The 14,139-nt window shown below is 66.8% G+C and carries 17 protein-coding genes and 1 riboswitch; of the genes, 16 read left to right on the forward strand and 1 reads right to left on the reverse strand.

Annotation, left to right across the window (positions count from 1 at the left end; translation table 11 throughout):
- Nucleotides 1-112 precede the first annotated feature (112 nt).
- The 3 genes from hda to BMY03_RS17795 all read left to right on the forward strand — a co-directional run bounded on the left by hda (nt 113) and on the right by BMY03_RS17795 (nt 2,258).
- Nucleotides 113-817 carry a DnaA regulatory inactivator Hda gene (hda, locus tag BMY03_RS17785; protein ID WP_031314897.1) on the forward strand — a complete coding sequence of 235 codons (705 nt, stop codon included), beginning with the start codon at nt 113-115 and terminating at the stop codon, nt 815-817.
- Nucleotides 818-942: 125 nt separating this feature from the next.
- Nucleotides 943-1,578 (forward strand): C40 family peptidase, encoded by a 636-nt coding sequence (locus BMY03_RS17790; protein ID WP_031314898.1) that lies wholly within the window; start codon nt 943-945, stop codon nt 1,576-1,578.
- Between the two features lie 146 nt (nt 1,579-1,724).
- Nucleotides 1,725-2,258: a C40 family peptidase gene (locus BMY03_RS17795; RefSeq protein WP_094011808.1), complete on the forward strand. Its 534-nt coding sequence runs from the start codon at nt 1,725-1,727 to the stop codon at nt 2,256-2,258.
- Nucleotides 2,259-2,321: 63 nt separating this feature from the next.
- Here BMY03_RS17795 and BMY03_RS17800 read toward each other — a convergent pair whose 3' ends face one another.
- Entirely contained in the window at nt 2,322-2,900 is a 579-nt protein-coding gene (locus BMY03_RS17800; protein WP_023630053.1) for a hypothetical protein, read from the reverse strand.
- A gap of 149 nt (nt 2,901-3,049) precedes the next feature.
- Nucleotides 3,050-3,267, forward strand: a riboswitch (cobalamin riboswitch).
- 112 nt (nt 3,268-3,379) lie between these two features.
- Between BMY03_RS17800 and cobO the strand changes: the two genes are divergently transcribed.
- From cobO to BMY03_RS26770, 13 genes are all read left to right on the forward strand, one after another.
- Nucleotides 3,380-3,991: a cob(I)yrinic acid a,c-diamide adenosyltransferase gene (gene cobO, locus BMY03_RS17805; protein ID WP_046854540.1), complete on the forward strand. Its 612-nt coding sequence runs from the start codon at nt 3,380-3,382 to the stop codon at nt 3,989-3,991.
- Nucleotides 3,988-5,283 (forward strand): cobyrinic acid a,c-diamide synthase CobB, encoded by a 1,296-nt coding sequence (locus BMY03_RS17810; RefSeq protein WP_094011809.1) that lies wholly within the window; start codon nt 3,988-3,990, stop codon nt 5,281-5,283. Before cobO ends, BMY03_RS17810 begins: the two co-directional genes overlap by 4 nt.
- A complete protein-coding gene (gene bluB / locus BMY03_RS17815) occupies nt 5,280-5,930 on the forward strand; it encodes a 5,6-dimethylbenzimidazole synthase (protein ID WP_094011810.1) in 651 nt (216 codons plus the stop codon). The genes BMY03_RS17810 and bluB overlap by 4 nt, the downstream gene beginning before the upstream one ends.
- On the forward strand, nt 5,927-6,835 hold the full coding sequence (gene cbiB, locus BMY03_RS17820) for an adenosylcobinamide-phosphate synthase CbiB (RefSeq protein ID WP_094011811.1): 909 nt from the start codon (nt 5,927-5,929) through the stop codon (nt 6,833-6,835). Before bluB ends, cbiB begins: the two co-directional genes overlap by 4 nt.
- A complete protein-coding gene (gene cobD / locus BMY03_RS17825) occupies nt 6,828-7,820 on the forward strand; it encodes a threonine-phosphate decarboxylase CobD (RefSeq protein ID WP_094011812.1) in 993 nt (330 codons plus the stop codon). Before cbiB ends, cobD begins: the two co-directional genes overlap by 8 nt.
- Entirely contained in the window at nt 7,817-9,271 is a 1,455-nt protein-coding gene (locus BMY03_RS17830; RefSeq protein ID WP_094011813.1) for a cobyric acid synthase, read from the forward strand. The genes cobD and BMY03_RS17830 overlap by 4 nt, the downstream gene beginning before the upstream one ends.
- A gap of 1 nt (nt 9,272) precedes the next feature.
- Complete coding sequence (cobU, locus tag BMY03_RS17835) at nt 9,273-9,794, forward strand: bifunctional adenosylcobinamide kinase/adenosylcobinamide-phosphate guanylyltransferase (RefSeq protein ID WP_094011814.1); 522 nt, start codon at nt 9,273-9,275, stop codon at nt 9,792-9,794.
- Complete coding sequence (gene cobT, locus BMY03_RS17840; protein WP_094011815.1) at nt 9,791-10,846, forward strand: nicotinate-nucleotide--dimethylbenzimidazole phosphoribosyltransferase; 1,056 nt, start codon at nt 9,791-9,793, stop codon at nt 10,844-10,846. Before cobU ends, cobT begins: the two co-directional genes overlap by 4 nt.
- Nucleotides 10,843-11,412 carry an alpha-ribazole phosphatase family protein gene (gene cobC, locus BMY03_RS17845; RefSeq protein WP_094011816.1) on the forward strand — a complete coding sequence of 190 codons (570 nt, stop codon included), beginning with the start codon at nt 10,843-10,845 and terminating at the stop codon, nt 11,410-11,412. Before cobT ends, cobC begins: the two co-directional genes overlap by 4 nt.
- A gap of 1 nt (nt 11,413) precedes the next feature.
- Nucleotides 11,414-12,145, forward strand: a complete 732-nt coding sequence (locus BMY03_RS17850) for an adenosylcobinamide-GDP ribazoletransferase (RefSeq protein ID WP_038706612.1) — start codon at nt 11,414-11,416, stop codon at nt 12,143-12,145.
- 179 nt (nt 12,146-12,324) lie between these two features.
- A complete protein-coding gene (locus BMY03_RS17855; RefSeq protein WP_023632908.1) occupies nt 12,325-12,729 on the forward strand; it encodes a MarR family winged helix-turn-helix transcriptional regulator in 405 nt (134 codons plus the stop codon).
- A gap of 64 nt (nt 12,730-12,793) precedes the next feature.
- Nucleotides 12,794-13,996 (forward strand): MFS transporter, encoded by a 1,203-nt coding sequence (locus tag BMY03_RS17860; protein ID WP_094011817.1) that lies wholly within the window; start codon nt 12,794-12,796, stop codon nt 13,994-13,996.
- The gene (locus tag BMY03_RS26770; RefSeq protein WP_256586229.1) at nt 13,993-14,115 is read left to right on the forward strand and encodes a hypothetical protein; all 123 of its coding nucleotides are present in this window, start codon (nt 13,993-13,995) and stop codon (nt 14,113-14,115) included. The genes BMY03_RS17860 and BMY03_RS26770 overlap by 4 nt, the downstream gene beginning before the upstream one ends.
- The last annotated feature ends 24 nt before the right edge of the window (nt 14,116-14,139 follow it).

The following is a 14,139-nucleotide window of genomic DNA, read 5'->3' on the forward strand; positions in this document are numbered from 1 at the left end:
TTGATTTTACTTGTGCTATTCCCCTGCCGGATTGTGCCGCCCGCGTTGCGGGTATAGACTTTGCACACTGTTCATCAAAGGCCCCCTGTGGTCCCCGCGACCGCCCGCGAGCATGAAACCGATCCAGTTGCCCCTGGGTGTGCGTCTGCGCGACGACGCCACCTTCATCAACTACTACCCCGGCGCCAATGCCGCGGCACTGGGCTATGTCGAGCGGCTCTGCGAAGCCGACGCCGGCTGGACCGAAAGCCTCATCTACCTGTGGGGCAAGCAGGGCGTGGGCCGTACCCACCTGTTGCAGGCCGCCACCCACCGCTTCCAGCAACTCGGCGAGCCCGCCGTGTACCTGCCCCTGGCGCAATTGCTCGAGCGTGGCGTCGAACTGCTCGACCATCTCGAGCAATACGAGCTGGTGTGCATCGATGACCTGCACGTGATCGCGGGCAAGGCCGACTGGGAAGAGGCGATGTTCCACCTGTTCAATCGCCTGCGCGACAGTGGCCGGCGCCTGCTGCTGGCAGCCTCCAGCTCGCCCCGGGAGTTGCCGATCAAGCTGGCCGACCTCAAGTCGCGGCTGACCCTGGCGCTGATCTTCCAGATGCGCGGGATGTCCGACGAGGACAAGCTGCGCGCCCTGCAACTGCGCGCCTCGCGCCGCGGCCTGCATCTGACCGACGAAGTCGGCCACTTCATCCTCACCCGTGGTACGCGCAGCATGAGCGCGCTGTTCGACCTGCTCGAGCGCCTCGATCAGGCCTCCTTGCAGGCCCAGCGCAAGCTGACCATTCCGTTCCTCAAGGAAACCCTCGGCTGGTAGCGCTGAAAACACGGTGCCAGAGCGTCGAATCAGAAAAGTCACATGTTTTTCGATAAAATTTGCAAATGGGTCCGATAGAAGGCATAGTTTCCCCCTTCTAAAGGACTACAGACACGGTCGTGCCCATGCTGAAGCGCTTCGCACCCCTCGTGCCACTTGCACTTGTCACCCTTCTTTACGGCTGTGCCTCCACCGGCCCGGTCGCACCTTCGCAGGATCAACGCATGGCCACCGAGCAATCGGTCAAGGCCAAGGCCTCTGCCTCTTCCGTATTCACCGAGGAAGAGCTGGCCAGCGAAGATGACCTCGAGGCCTTCTCCAGTAACAGCAAGCCGTACCAGTTGCCCGTACTGGCCGACAGCATTCTCGAACGCGGCATGGCCCTGATCGGTACTCGCTACCGCTTCGGTGGCACCTCCGAGAAGTCCGGCTTCGACTGCAGCGGTTTCATCGGCTACCTGTTCCGCGAAGAGGCCGGCATGAACCTGCCGCGTTCGACCCGCGAGATGATCAACGTCGACGCACCGAAAGTCGCCCGCAACAAACTCAAGCCCGGCGACCTGCTGTTCTTCAGCACCAACGGTCGTGGTCGCGTCAGCCACGCTGGCATCTACCTGGGTGACAACCAGTTCATCCATTCCAGCAGCCGCCGCAGCGGTGGCGTGCGCATCGACAGCCTTGGCGATCGCTACTGGAGCAAGACCTTCATCGAGGCCAAGCGCGCGCTCGCCATGGCGCCGACCACGATCTCGCGCAATTGAATTGATATCAAAATGCTGTACCCTGCCACGGCGGCGTAGCTGAAAAGCTCGCCGCCGTGCGCATTTACAGAAAGCAGCTAATCTAAATTCTCAACTCTTTTTACCTTCGGTCATGGCCGAGGGCTTCCCGACAGGACGTTTACATCATGGCGATGTTGGCGCGCTTCGCATTCCTCTCCCTCGTGGCCCTGCTCGCGGCCTGTTCCAGTCGTGCTCCCGCTCCGGCGACAATGCCCACAGCGCCGGTGGTGTTCAATTCGTCGCCGTCTTCGCCCGCGGCGGATGATGTGCTGTTTCGTGCCATCGGGCTGGTGGGCACTCCCTATCGCTGGGGCGGCAACACTCCAGACTCTGGTTTTGATTGCAGTGGCCTGATCGGCTACGTATATCGTGATGCCGCGGGTATAAGCCTGCCACGCACCACCCGCGACATGATCGTCATGCGTGCGCCGAACGTGGATATCAATGCGCTGCAGTCCGGCGATCTGGTGTTCTTTGCCACCAATGGCGGCTCGCATGTCAGCCATGCCGGGATCTACGTGGGTGAGGGGCGTTTCGTCCATGCGCCCTCCACGGGGGGCACCGTGCGTCTGGACTACCTGTCGAACAGCTACTGGGCCAAGGCCTATCTTCAGGCCAAACGGGTGCTACCCCCTGAACATCTGGCGCAGAATCCCTGACTGCTGTTCGCTAGATAAGGACGCGGACAGCGTCTGGTTGTTCATTGGCCTGTGCCAGGGGCATCAAGCTTGCTTGAGCAGTAATGCCACGCCGGGATAGTACTGGCCCAATTCGTTGTGCAGTTTGCGGTAGCCATAGGGGAAGTACCAGGCGATCGCGCAAGCGGTGTGTTTCTGCAGGTCATCTACCAGGTCCTGGAGTTCCTCGGGGCTGGCATGCTGGCCGGCCTTCCACGGAGTGACGAACAGCGCCCCGGCCTTGAATTGGCTGGCGTAGGCGATCGTCTTGGCGTGGTTGGCGGTTTCCTGCAAGGCCGGGCCCATGTCGAGACGGGCCATGCGCGGCCAACGTTGGCTGGTGTGCAGGTGGATCGACTCTTCGGCGCTGTTGATACTCAGGTCGCCGCGGGCCTCACGCTCGCCTTCGTCACGCTGTTTCTTGCTCGTGTACTGCTGCAGCGCCGTCAGCTCGGCCTGCCAGGCGGCCGCTGCGAGCAGTCCGGTGTTGGCGGCGGCGCCATGCCAATAGGGGGCTTCGTTGTCGCCCTGGAACTGGTTGAAGCGGTCGATGCAGTCGACCCAGCGTTCCAGGGCCGGGCGCAGGAATTCCAGGCGCGGGTTATTGATGATCAGGCCTTGCATGCTGCGCTCCTTGTCATTGTGATTGAGGCCAGCCGAAATGGTGGCTAAGTGATATCACCGCTTTGAGTGTGGCACAAGCTGGCGGATCGGCCATTGACCCAGGCCAGAACGGTCTTCGTTCGATTGACGCTCCCGGTGCAACCCTCTAACCTTCGCGGCGTGTTTCAGGTGCCCGGCGAACTGCGGTTCGGCAGGGTGAAACTGGGAAGCCGGTGAGCGCCAGCAGGCGCGAGTCCGGCGCTGCCCCCGCAACGGTAGGTGAGTAAAAGACGGCGCATGGCCACTGGGTAAAGGTATCCGGGAAGGCGCGTCGTCCGGGCATGTCCCGCTCGCGAGCCCGGAGACCGGCCTGTCACTGCCAACGGCATCACGGAGGGTGATGTGCGGTGCGATGTGGCCTGGGGCCACGGCCCCTGCGCGTTCTCCGTCTGCCCGCCTTTTCCCTGTCGCCAACCGGCGACAGCCTGCGGAGACCCCTGATGAGCGAATCCACCGAACGCGACGAACGTCACCTGGCGCGCATGCTGCGCAAGAAGGCGATCATCGACGAGCGCATCGCCAATTCCCCCAACGAGTGCGGCCTGCTGCTGGTACTGACCGGCAATGGCAAGGGCAAGAGCAGTTCGGCCTTCGGCATGCTCGCCCGCGCCCTGGGCCATGGCATGCAATGCGGTGTGGTGCAGTTCATCAAGGGCCGCAACAGCACCGGCGAAGAGCTGTTCTTCCGCCGCTTCCCCGAGCAAGTGCGCTATCACGTGATGGGCGAGGGCTTCACTTGGGAGACCCAGGACCGCCAGCGCGACATCGCGGCCGCCGAAGCGGCCTGGGCGGTATCGCGCCAGTTGCTGCAGGATCCGTCGATCCAGTTCGTGGTGCTCGATGAGCTGAACATCGCCCTCAAGCATGGCTACCTCGACCTCGACCAGGTGCTGTCGGACATCCAGGCCCGCCCACCGATGCAGCATGTGATCGTCACCGGCCGTGCGGCCAAGCCCGAAATGATCGAACTGGCCGATACCGTCACCGAGATGGGCATGCTCAAGCACGCCTTCCAGGCCGGTATCCGCGCACAAAAGGGCGTCGAGCTGTGAGTGACTCGCGCCAATGCCCCGCCGTACTGATCGCGGCCCCGGCCTCGGGCCAAGGCAAGACCACGGTCACCGCCGCCCTGGCCCGCCTGCACCGCAACCTCGGGCGCAAGGTGCGGGTGTTCAAGTGCGGGCCTGACTTTCTCGACCCGATGATCCTCGAGCGTGCCAGTGGCGCGCCGGTCTACCAGCTGGACCTGTGGATGATCGGTGCCGAGGAGAGTCGTCGCCTGCTGTGGGAAGCGGCGGGGGAAGCCGACCTGATCCTGATCGAAGGCGTGATGGGGCTGTTCGACGGCACGCCGTCGAGCGCCGACCTGGCCCGCCATTTTGGCGTACCGGTGCTGGCGGTGATCGATGGCACGGCCATGGCCCAGACCTTCGGCGCCCTGGCCCTGGGCCTGGCACGTTACCAGCCCGACCTGCCGTTCGCCGGGGTGCTGGCCAACCGGGTTGGCAGCCTGCGCCATGCGCAGTTGCTCGAAGGCAGCCTCACCGAAGGCCTGCGCTGGTACGGCGGGTTGTCCCGCGAGCGTGGCATCGAGCTGCCCAGCCGCCACCTCGGCCTGGTCCAGGCCAGTGAACTGAACGACCTGGATGCGCGCCTGGATGCCGCCGCCGAAGCGCTGGGTGCCAGCTGCGATGCCGCATTGCCGCCACCGGTCGGTTTTGCCCGACCTGAGCTGCTGGGCGTGACCACGCCGCTTGCCGGGGTGCGCATCGGGGTGGCCCACGACGAAGCCTTCGCCTTCACCTATGGGGCCAACCTGGATCTGCTGCGCAGCCTCGGCGCGCAGCTCGAATTCTTCTCGCCGTTGCATGATCGTGAGTTGCCTGATGTAGACAGCCTGTACCTGCCAGGCGGCTACCCGGAGCTGCACCATCAGGCCCTGGCCGCCAACTCACCGATGCTGGAGGCGATCCGAGGCCACCACGCCGAGGGCAAGCCGTTGCTGGCCGAATGTGGCGGCATGCTCTACCTGCTCGACGCACTGACCGATGTGGCCGGTGTGCGTGCGCCGTTGGCAGGCCTGCTGCCGGGCGAGGCGACCATGCAGAAGCGCCTGGCGGCCCTGGCCCTGCAGGCCGTCGAGTTGCCCGAAGGCACCCTGCGCGGCCACACCTATCACCATTCGCTGACCAGCACCGAGCTGCAACCGATAGCCCGGGGCCTGAGCCCCAACGGCGGCCGCGGCAACGAGGCGGTCTTCCGCCTGGGCCGGCTGACCGCTTCCTACGTGCACTTCTATTTTCCGTCCAACCCCGACGCGGCGGCGGCGCTGTTGCGACCATGAGCGAACACGCGTACAGCGCCGTTGAACGCGCGGCTATCTACCGGGCCATCGGTGAGCGCCGCGACATGCGCCATTTCGCCGGCGGCGAGGTGGCGCCCGAGTTGCTCGGGCGTCTGCTGGCCGCGGCTCACCAAGCCCCCAGCGTGGGCCTGATGCAGCCCTGGCGCTTCATTCGTATCAGCCAGCGCGGTTTGCGCGAACGTATCCAGGCTTTGGTGGAGGAAGAGCGGGTGCGCACCGCCGAAGCCCTGGGCGAACGCTCCGATGAGTTCATGAAGCTCAAGGTCGAAGGCATCAACGACTGCGCCGAGGTGCTGGTGGCAGCGCTGATGGACAAGCGCGAGGCGCATGTCTTCGGCCGTCGCACCCTGCCGGAGATGGACCTGGCTTCGCTGGCCTGCGCCATCCAGAACCTGTGGCTGGCGGCGCGGGCCGAAGGGCTGGGCATGGGCTGGGTGTCGCTGTTCGAGCCCCGGGCCTTGGCCGAGCTGCTGGGCATGCCCGCGGGCGCCAAGCCCATGGCGGTGCTGTGCCTGGGGCCGGTGACCGAATTCTACCCGGCGCCGATGCTGGTGCTGGAAGACTGGGCCGAGCAACGGCCGTTGAGTGACATGCTGTACGAGAACCAGTGGGGGGAATGTCCATGAGCGTGGCCTTGCTGACCGTGGCCGGCGTGGCCCTGGACGCACTGCTGGGTGAGCCGCGGCGGCGCCATCCCCTGGTCGGTTTCGGCAACCTTGCCGCGCGTCTGGAGCAGCGTTTCAACGCCGGTGGCCGGGGCTGGCGCAGCCACGGTGTCACGGCCTGGTTCCTGGCGGTGGTGCCGCTGACCTTGCTGGCGCTGATCCTTTCCTGGCTGCCTGTTATCGGCTGGCTGGTGGATGTGCTGGCGCTGTATTGCGCCCTGGGCCTGCGCAGCCTGGGCGAGCATGTGCTGCCGGTGGCCCAGGCGTTGCGCCAGGGCGACCTGGAGGAGGCGCGGCGGCGCGTCGGTTACCTGGTCAGCCGCGAAACCCGCGAGCTGGACGAGCCTGCCGTGGCCCGGGCGGCCACTGAGTCGGTGCTGGAGAACGGCAGCGATGCGGTATTCGCCGCGCTGTTCTGGTTCGTCGTGGCCGGGGCGCCGGGGGTGGTGCTGTATCGCCTGAGCAATACCCTGGATGCCATGTGGGGCTATCGCAACGAACGTTTCGAGCGCTTCGGCTGGTGCGCGGCACGCATCGACGATGGGCTGAACTATATTCCCGCCAGGCTGGTGGCGCTGACCTATGCGCTGCTGGGCAAGACCCGCCTGGCCCTGGCCTGCTGGCGCAAGCAGGCGCCGCTGTGGGACAGCCCCAACGCCGGCCCGGTGATGGCGGCGGGGGCCGGAGCCCTGGGCGTGGAGCTGGGCGGCCCGGCGGTGTACCACGGCGAGTTGCACGAACGCCCGCGCCTGGGCGAGGGGCCGATGGCCGACGCCGACGCCATCGAGCGTGGCTGGAACCTGGTACAGCGCGGCGTCTGGCTGTGGGTGCTATTGATCTGCGTGGGAGCCTACCTGAATGCTTGAGCACGGTGGCCGTCTGCTACGGGCGGTGAAACAGTACGCGATCCCTCGGCACCAGTGGCTCGACCTGTCCAGTGGTATCGCGCCCTGGCCCTACCCGATACCGCCGATTCCCGTGGACGCCTGGGCTCGACTGCCCGAGACCGAGGACGGCCTGGAGGCGGCTGCACGGCGCTACTATGGCGCGCAGCCGCTGCTGGCGGTGGCCGGCTCGCAGGCGGCGATCCAGGCTTTGCCGTACCTGCGTTCGACCGCTCGGGTCGGGGTGCTGACGCCATGCTATGCCGAACATCCGCATGCCTGGGCGCGGGCGGGGCATGCGCTGGTCGAGCTGGATGAGGCCCAGGTCGAGGACGTACTCGACAGCCTGGATGTCCTGGTGCTGGTCAATCCCAACAACCCCACCGGTCGCCGTGTGCCCCGCGAACGCCTGCTGGCCTGGCATGCGCGTCTGGCTGCGCGGGGTGGCTGGTTGCTGGTGGACGAAGCCTTCATGGACAACACGCCGGCACACAGCGTGGTCGATCAGGCCGGACAACCCGGGCTGATCGTACTGCGCTCGTTCGGCAAGTTCTTCGGTCTGGCCGGCGTGCGGCTGGGCTTCGTCGTCGCCGAGGCGGATGTGTTGCGGCAACTGGCCGAGGCGCTCGGGCCCTGGACCGTCAGTGGCCCGACCCGGGTGCTGGGGCAGGCGTGCTTCGCCGACGAGGCGACGCACCTGGCGCAGATTGCCCGTTGCGCCCAGGCCAGCCAGCGTCTGGCCATGACGCTCGAAGGCGCTGGCCTGCCACCCAGTGGCGGTTGCGACCTGTTCCAGTACGTGCGTGACGAACGTGCCGCGCACCTGCATGACTATCTCGCTCGCCGGGGCATCCTGGTGCGGCTGTTCGAGCGGCCATCGGCGCTGCGTTTCGGCCTGCCCGCCACGGCGGCGGACGAACAACGTCTGGCCCAGGCTTTGGCGGACTACCACAAGGAATCGGCATGACCACCCTCATGGTGCAAGGCACCACCTCCGATGCCGGCAAGAGCACGCTGGTCACCGCCCTGTGCCGCTGGCTGCTGCGCCAGGGCATCGCCGTGGTGCCGTTCAAGCCACAGAACATGGCGCTCAACAGCGCCGTGACCGCCGACGGCGGCGAGATCGGTCGCGCCCAGGCGGTGCAGGCCCAGGCCTGCCGGCTGGCGCCGCACACCGATATGAACCCGGTGCTGCTCAAGCCCAACAGCGACACCGGCGCCCAGGTGATCGTCCATGGCCGGGCGGTGACCAGCATGAACGCCGTGGCCTATCACGACTACAAGACCATCGCCATGCGGGCGGTGTTGGCCTCCCACGAGCGCCTGAGCGAGGCCTATCCGGTGGTGATGGTCGAGGGCGCGGGCTCTCCGGCGGAGATCAACCTGCGGGCCGGCGATATCGCCAACATGGGCTTCGCCGAGGCCGTCGACTGCCCGGTGATCCTGGTGGCCGATATCAACCGGGGCGGCGTGTTCGCCCATCTGGTCGGCACCCTGGAGCTGCTGTCGGCGAGCGAGCAGGCGCGGGTCAAGGGCTTCGTCATCAACCGTTTCCGTGGCGACATCGCCTTGCTGCAGTCTGGCCTGGACTGGCTGGAGCAGCGCACCGGCAAGCCGGTGCTGGGCGTGCTGCCCTACGTCACCGACCTGCACCTGGAGGCCGAGGATGGTATCGATACGCGCCAGGGCGAAAAGAGTGAGCGCCTGCTGAAGGTGATCGTCCCGGTGTTGCCGCGCATCAGCAACCACACCGACTTCGATCCGCTGCGCCTGCACCCTCAGGTGGACCTGCAGTTCATCGGCCCCGGCCAGCCGATCCCGCCTGCCGACCTGATCATCCTGCCTGGCTCCAAGAGCGTGCGCGGCGATCTGGCGCAACTGCGCGAGCGCGGCTGGGACGCGGCCATCGCCCGGCACCTGCGTTATGGCGGCAAGCTCATCGGCATCTGCGGCGGCCTGCAGATGCTCGGCGAGCAGGTGCATGATCCCCTGGGCCTGGAAGGACCGGCCGGCTCCAGTGATGGTCTGGGCCTGCTGGCGTACAGCACCGTGCTGGAAGCCGAGAAGCAGTTGCGTAACGTGACGGGCACGCTCGATCTCGAGCAGGCCCCGGTGGCGGGGTATGAGATCCATGCCGGCGTCACCAGCGGGCTTGCGCTGGAGCGCCCCGCAGTGCAGTTGGCCGACGGCCGTGCCGATGGCGCCATCAGCGCCGACGGGCAGATCCTCGCCACCTACCTGCATGGCCTGTTCGAGGGTAGCCAGTCGTGCGCTGCGCTGCTGCGCTGGGCTGGGCTGGCCGACGCGCAGACCATCGACTACGAGGCCCTGCGCGAGCGCGATATCGAGCGCCTGGCCGATCTGGTCGAGCAGCACCTGGACACCGCGCGCCTGCGCGAACTGTGTGGAGTCGCCTGAAATGCACAGCCTGATCCTCGGCGGCGCCCGTTCGGGCAAGAGCCGCCTGGCCGAACAACTGGCCGAAGCCAGCGACCTGCCGGTGACCTATATCGCCACCAGCCAGCCGCTGGACGGCGAGATGAATGAACGCGTGCGCTTGCACCGCGAACGGCGTCCGGCCCATTGGGGGCTGGTGGAGGAGCCCGTGGCGCTGGCCGCCGTGCTGCACGCCGAAGCCCACGAAGGGCGCTGCTTGCTGGTGGACTGCCTGACCTTGTGGCTGACCAACCTGCTGATGCTCGAGGATGACCAGCGCCTGGCGCAGGAGCGCGACGCGCTGCTCGCCAGCCTGGCGCAACTGCCGGGCACGATCATCCTGGTCAGCAACGAAACCGGCCTGGGCGTGGTGCCCATGGGCGAACTGACCCGCCGTTACGTCGACCTCGCAGGCACATTGCACCAAACCGTGGCCGAACGCTGCCAGCGCGTGGTGCTGACCGTCGCCGGCCTCCCTCTCATGCTCAAAGGACCCGCCTTATGACCCCGATGTGGTGGCGTGACGCCTGCCAACCCCTTGACAGCGCCGCCATGGACCAGGCTCGCGCCCGTCAGCAACAGCTGACCAAACCGGCCGGCTCCCTCGGCCAGCTCGAAGGCCTGGCGGTACGCCTGGCTGGCTTGCAGGGGCGCGAGCGTCCCAGCCTGGAGCGGGTCGCCATCACGATCTTCGCCGGCGACCATGGCGTGGTGGAGGAGGGCATCTCCGCCTATCCGCAAGCAGTGACCGGGCAGATGCTGCGCAACTTCGTCGGCGGTGGCGCGGCGATCAGCGTGCTGGCGCGCGAGCTGGGCGCCGAACTGCAGGTGGTGGACCTCGGCACCATCGACGCGGACCTGCAACTGCCTGGCGTGCATCACTTGCGCCTGGGGGCCGGAACCGCCAATTTCGCCCGCCAGCCCGCGATGACCGAGGGGCAACTGGCGGCGGCATTGCAGGCTGGTCGCGACAGCGCCTTGCGCGCCATCGACAAGGGCGCCCAACTGTTCATCGGCGGCGAAATGGGCATCGGCAATACCACTGCTGCGGCGGCCCTGGCCAGCACCCTGCTGGGCTGCGCGGCACATGAGCTCAGTGGCCCTGGCACTGGCCTGGACAGCGCAGGTGTACGCCACAAGGCCGAAGTGATCGAGCGCGCCCTGGTATTGCACGGTTTGCGCGCCGACCAACCGCTGCAGGCATTGGCCTGTGTCGGCGGCTTTGAAATCGCCGCGCTGGCAGGTGCGTACCTGGCCTGCGCCCAGCATGGCGTGGCGCTGCTGGTCGACGGCTTCATCTGCAGTGTCGCCGCCCTGGTGGCGGTGCGCCTCAACCCGCAATGCCGTCCGTGGCTGCTGTTTGCCCACCAAGGCGCCGAGCCAGGCCACAAGGCCCTGCTGGCGGCGCTGGAGGCCGAGCCGCTGCTGGCCCTGGGGCTGCGCCTGGGCGAGGGCAGTGGAGCGGCGCTGGCGGTGCCGCTGATGCGCCTGGCCTGCGCCCTGCACGGGCAGATGGCGACCTTTGCCGAGGCCGCGGTGGCGGATCGTCCGGCATGATCCTCGAGCTACTGCGCCATGGTGAGACCGAGCTCGGCGGCGGCCTGCGCGGCAGCCTCGACGATGCCCTTACCGAAAACGGCTGGGCGCAGATGCGTCAGGCCACCGTCGCTGCCGGCCCCTGGGATGTGCTGGTGAGCTCGCCGTTGCAGCGTTGCGCGGCGTTTGCCGAAGAGCTGGGGGCCCGGATCAACCTGCCGGTGCAGCGCGAGGCCGGTGTGCGCGAGCTGCATTTCGGCGACTGGGAAGGGCAGAGCGCCGCCCAGATCATGCAGGCCGACGCCGATGCCCTGGGACTGTTCTGGAGGGATCCTTATGCGTTCACCCCGCCTGCGGGCGAGCCAGTGCTGGTCTTTGCCGAACGGGTGCTGGCCACGCTCAAGCGCCTGCGCCGCGAGCATGCCGGCAAACGGGTGCTGGTGGTGACCCATGGTGGGGTGATGCGCTTGCTGCTGGCGCGTGCACGCGGCCTGCCACGTGAGCAACTGTTGCAGGTCGAGGTCGGCCATGGGGCGCTGGTACGCCTGGCCGTGGCACAAGACGGTCAGTTGCACGAGGTGCGCTGAGATGCTGCCGTTCTGGATTGCCCTGCAGTTTCTCAGCAGCCTGCCGGTGCGCCTGTCGGGTATGCCGACGCCACAGGAAATGGGGCGTTCGCTGCTGTTCTATCCCGTGGTGGGGCTGCTGTTCGGCTTGCTGCTGTGGCTGGCCAGCCAGCTGCTGGATGGCGTGGCGGCCCCTCTGCACGCGGCCTTGCTCCTGGCGCTGTGGGTGTTGCTCAGTGGCGCGCTGCACCTGGATGGCCTGGCCGACAGCGCCGATGCCTGGCTGGGTGGCTTCGGCGACCGCGAGCGCACCTTGCAGATCATGAAGGATCCGCGCAGCGGGCCGATCGCCGTGGTCACCCTGGTACTGGTGCTGTTGCTCAAGTTCTGTGCCCTGTGGGTACTGGTCGAGCGGGGGGCTGGCGGCCTGCTGGTGCTGGCACCGGTGGTCGGGCGCGCGGCGATGCTGGGGTTGTTCCTCGGTACGCCCTATGTGCGCCCCGGTGGGCTCGGGTCGGCACTGGCCGAGCATCTGCCGCGGCATGGCGCTATCTGGGTGTTGCTGGCCACTGTGGCACTCTGCGTGGTCATGGGCGGCTGGCCGGTGCTGGGGGTAATGCTGCTGGCACTGCTGGTGTTCGCCTGGCTGCGACGGTTGATGTGCAAGCGGTTGGGTGGGGCCACCGGGGATACCGCCGGGGCACTGCTCGAATTGCTGGAACTGGTGGTGGTGCTTGGCCTGGCGTTGCAATAGGCCGCCGGCCGGGTGATCTGGTCGAGTATGCCGATCTTGTACGGATGAAAAAGTGGCGGGCCCGCGGGCGGTTCGGGTCGCATGACCTGCCTGCACTCAAAGCCCGTCGACACCTGCTGCCTGGCCTCACTTCCTGAAATGTCTTGCAACGTTGTGGATGCGGGTATATACACGTATCCATGCTGACCAGTGAATGCATCTGCACCCATCTACGTCGTGCCGCCCGTGGGGTGAGCCGGCATTACGACGAGGCCCTTGTCGGCTTCGGCATCAATGTCGCCCAGTTTTCCCTGCTGCGTCATGTCCAGCGCCTCGACCGCCCCAGCATCACTTGCCTGGCCGAGGCCATGGGCCTGGAGCGCAGCACCTTGGGTCGCAACCTCAAGGTGCTCCAGGCCGAGGGCTTGGTGCGGCTGGCCGACGGAGAAGACCAGCGCAACCGTGTGGTGCTGTTGAGTGAGGCGGGCAGGGCATGCCTGGATGCCGCCTACCCGGCCTGGCAGCAGGCCCAGGCGCAACTGGTGAAGCGGCTGGGTGAGGGGCAGCGTGACGAGTTGGTGCGCTTGTTGGAGCAACTTGCCTGATATTCGACGATTAAAAGCGGGTATATACCCGCATCAACCTTGCGATGGGCTGGAGACAACGACAATGACTTCCCTTTGGCGGAGCAGCGGTTGGGTACTTCTGGGGGCGGCGCTGATCCTCGCGCTGTCGCTGGGGGTGCGGCATGGTTTCGGTCTGTTCCTGGCGCCGATGAGCGCCGATTTCGGCTGGGGTCGCGAGGTATTCGCCTTCGCCATCGCCCTGCAGAACCTGATCTGGGGCCTGGCCCAGCCGTTCACCGGGGCCTTGGCCGACCGCCTGGGCGCGGCCAAGGTGGTGATCATCGGCGGCATTCTCTACGCAGTCGGCCTGGCGATGATGGCCTTTGCCGATTCGGCCTGGTCGCTGTCGCTCAGCGCCGGCCTGCTGATCGGCATCGGCCTGTCCGGCACTTCGTTCTCGGTGATCCTCGGCGTGGTCGGCCGCGCCGTGCCGGCGGAGAAGCGCAGCATGGCGATGGGCATCGCCAGCGCCGCCGGCTCTTTCGGTCAGTTCGCCATGCTTCCCGGCACCCTGGGCCTGATCCAGTGGCTGGGCTGGTCGACAGCCTTGCTGGTGCTGGGCCTGCTGGTGGCCTTGGTCGTGCCGTTCGTAGGCATGCTGCGTGACCGCCCGCTGCCCAGTCATTGCGCCGAGCAGACCCTCGGCCAGGCATTGCGGGAAGCCTGCGCGCATTCAGGTTTCTGGTTGCTGGCGCTGGGCTTTTTCGTCTGTGGTTTCCAGGTGGTGTTCATCGGCGTGCACCTGCCGGCCTACCTGGTCGACCAGCACCTGCCGGCGACTACCGGCACCACCGTGCTGGCGCTGGTCGGCCTGTTCAACATCGTCGGCACCTACACCGCGGGCTGGTTGGGTGGGCGCATGTCCAAGCCGCGCCTGCTCACCGGCCTGTACCTGCTGCGCGCCGTGGTCATCGTGCTCTTCCTCTGGGCGCCGGTGACCCAGTTCAGCGCCTACCTGTTCGGTATCGCCATGGGCCTACTGTGGCTTTCCACGGTACCGCTGACCAATGGCACCGTGGCCACGCTGTTCGGCGTGCGCAACCTGTCGATGCTCGGTGGCATCGTGTTCCTGTTCCACCAGCTGGGCGCCTTCCTCGGCGGCTGGCTGGGTGGCGTGGTGTATGACCAGACCGGCAGCTACGACCTGGTATGGCAGATCTCGATCCTGCTCAGCCTGCTGGCCGCGGCGCTGAACTGGCCGGTGCGCGAACGCCCGGTCGCCCGCCTGCAGGCCCAGGCGGCATGAACCGCCTGTTGGGGCACGGCCTGCTGGTGGTTGCCGCAGTGCTGGTATTGGCGCTGGTGTGGTGGGGCTGGCACAAGGGTGGCCTGGCACTGATGCAGTTGGGCATGAGCCTGTGTTAAGCGCTAACCTGCACATTCAAGGAA

Source organism: Pseudomonas soli (assembly GCF_900110655.1).
In the GTDB taxonomy this organism is placed as follows: domain Bacteria; phylum Pseudomonadota; class Gammaproteobacteria; order Pseudomonadales; family Pseudomonadaceae; genus Aquipseudomonas; species Aquipseudomonas soli.

Coding starts and splice junctions, on each gene's coding strand:
- hda (WP_031314897.1), top strand. CDS start 113: ATGAAACCGATCCAGTTGCCCCTGGGTGTGCGTCTGCGCGACGACGCC.
- bluB (WP_094011810.1), top strand. CDS start 5,280: ATGAGCGAACACGCGTACAGCGCCGTTGAACGCGCGGCTATCTACCGG.
- BMY03_RS17850 (WP_038706612.1), top strand. CDS start 11,414: ATGCTGCCGTTCTGGATTGCCCTGCAGTTTCTCAGCAGCCTGCCGGTG.
- BMY03_RS17800 (WP_023630053.1), bottom strand. CDS start 2,900: ATGCAAGGCCTGATCATCAATAACCCGCGCCTGGAATTCCTGCGCCCG.
- BMY03_RS17790 (WP_031314898.1), top strand. CDS start 943: ATGCTGAAGCGCTTCGCACCCCTCGTGCCACTTGCACTTGTCACCCTT.
- BMY03_RS17830 (WP_094011813.1), top strand. CDS start 7,817: ATGACCACCCTCATGGTGCAAGGCACCACCTCCGATGCCGGCAAGAGC.
- cobD (WP_094011812.1), top strand. CDS start 6,828: ATGCTTGAGCACGGTGGCCGTCTGCTACGGGCGGTGAAACAGTACGCG.
- BMY03_RS26770 (WP_256586229.1), top strand. CDS start 13,993: ATGAACCGCCTGTTGGGGCACGGCCTGCTGGTGGTTGCCGCAGTGCTG.
- cobU (WP_094011814.1), top strand. CDS start 9,273: ATGCACAGCCTGATCCTCGGCGGCGCCCGTTCGGGCAAGAGCCGCCTG.
- BMY03_RS17860 (WP_094011817.1), top strand. CDS start 12,794: ATGACTTCCCTTTGGCGGAGCAGCGGTTGGGTACTTCTGGGGGCGGCG.
- cobC (WP_094011816.1), top strand. CDS start 10,843: ATGATCCTCGAGCTACTGCGCCATGGTGAGACCGAGCTCGGCGGCGGC.
- cobO (WP_046854540.1), top strand. CDS start 3,380: ATGAGCGAATCCACCGAACGCGACGAACGTCACCTGGCGCGCATGCTG.
- BMY03_RS17795 (WP_094011808.1), top strand. CDS start 1,725: ATGGCGATGTTGGCGCGCTTCGCATTCCTCTCCCTCGTGGCCCTGCTC.
- BMY03_RS17855 (WP_023632908.1), top strand. CDS start 12,325: ATGCTGACCAGTGAATGCATCTGCACCCATCTACGTCGTGCCGCCCGT.
- cbiB (WP_094011811.1), top strand. CDS start 5,927: ATGAGCGTGGCCTTGCTGACCGTGGCCGGCGTGGCCCTGGACGCACTG.
- cobT (WP_094011815.1), top strand. CDS start 9,791: ATGACCCCGATGTGGTGGCGTGACGCCTGCCAACCCCTTGACAGCGCC.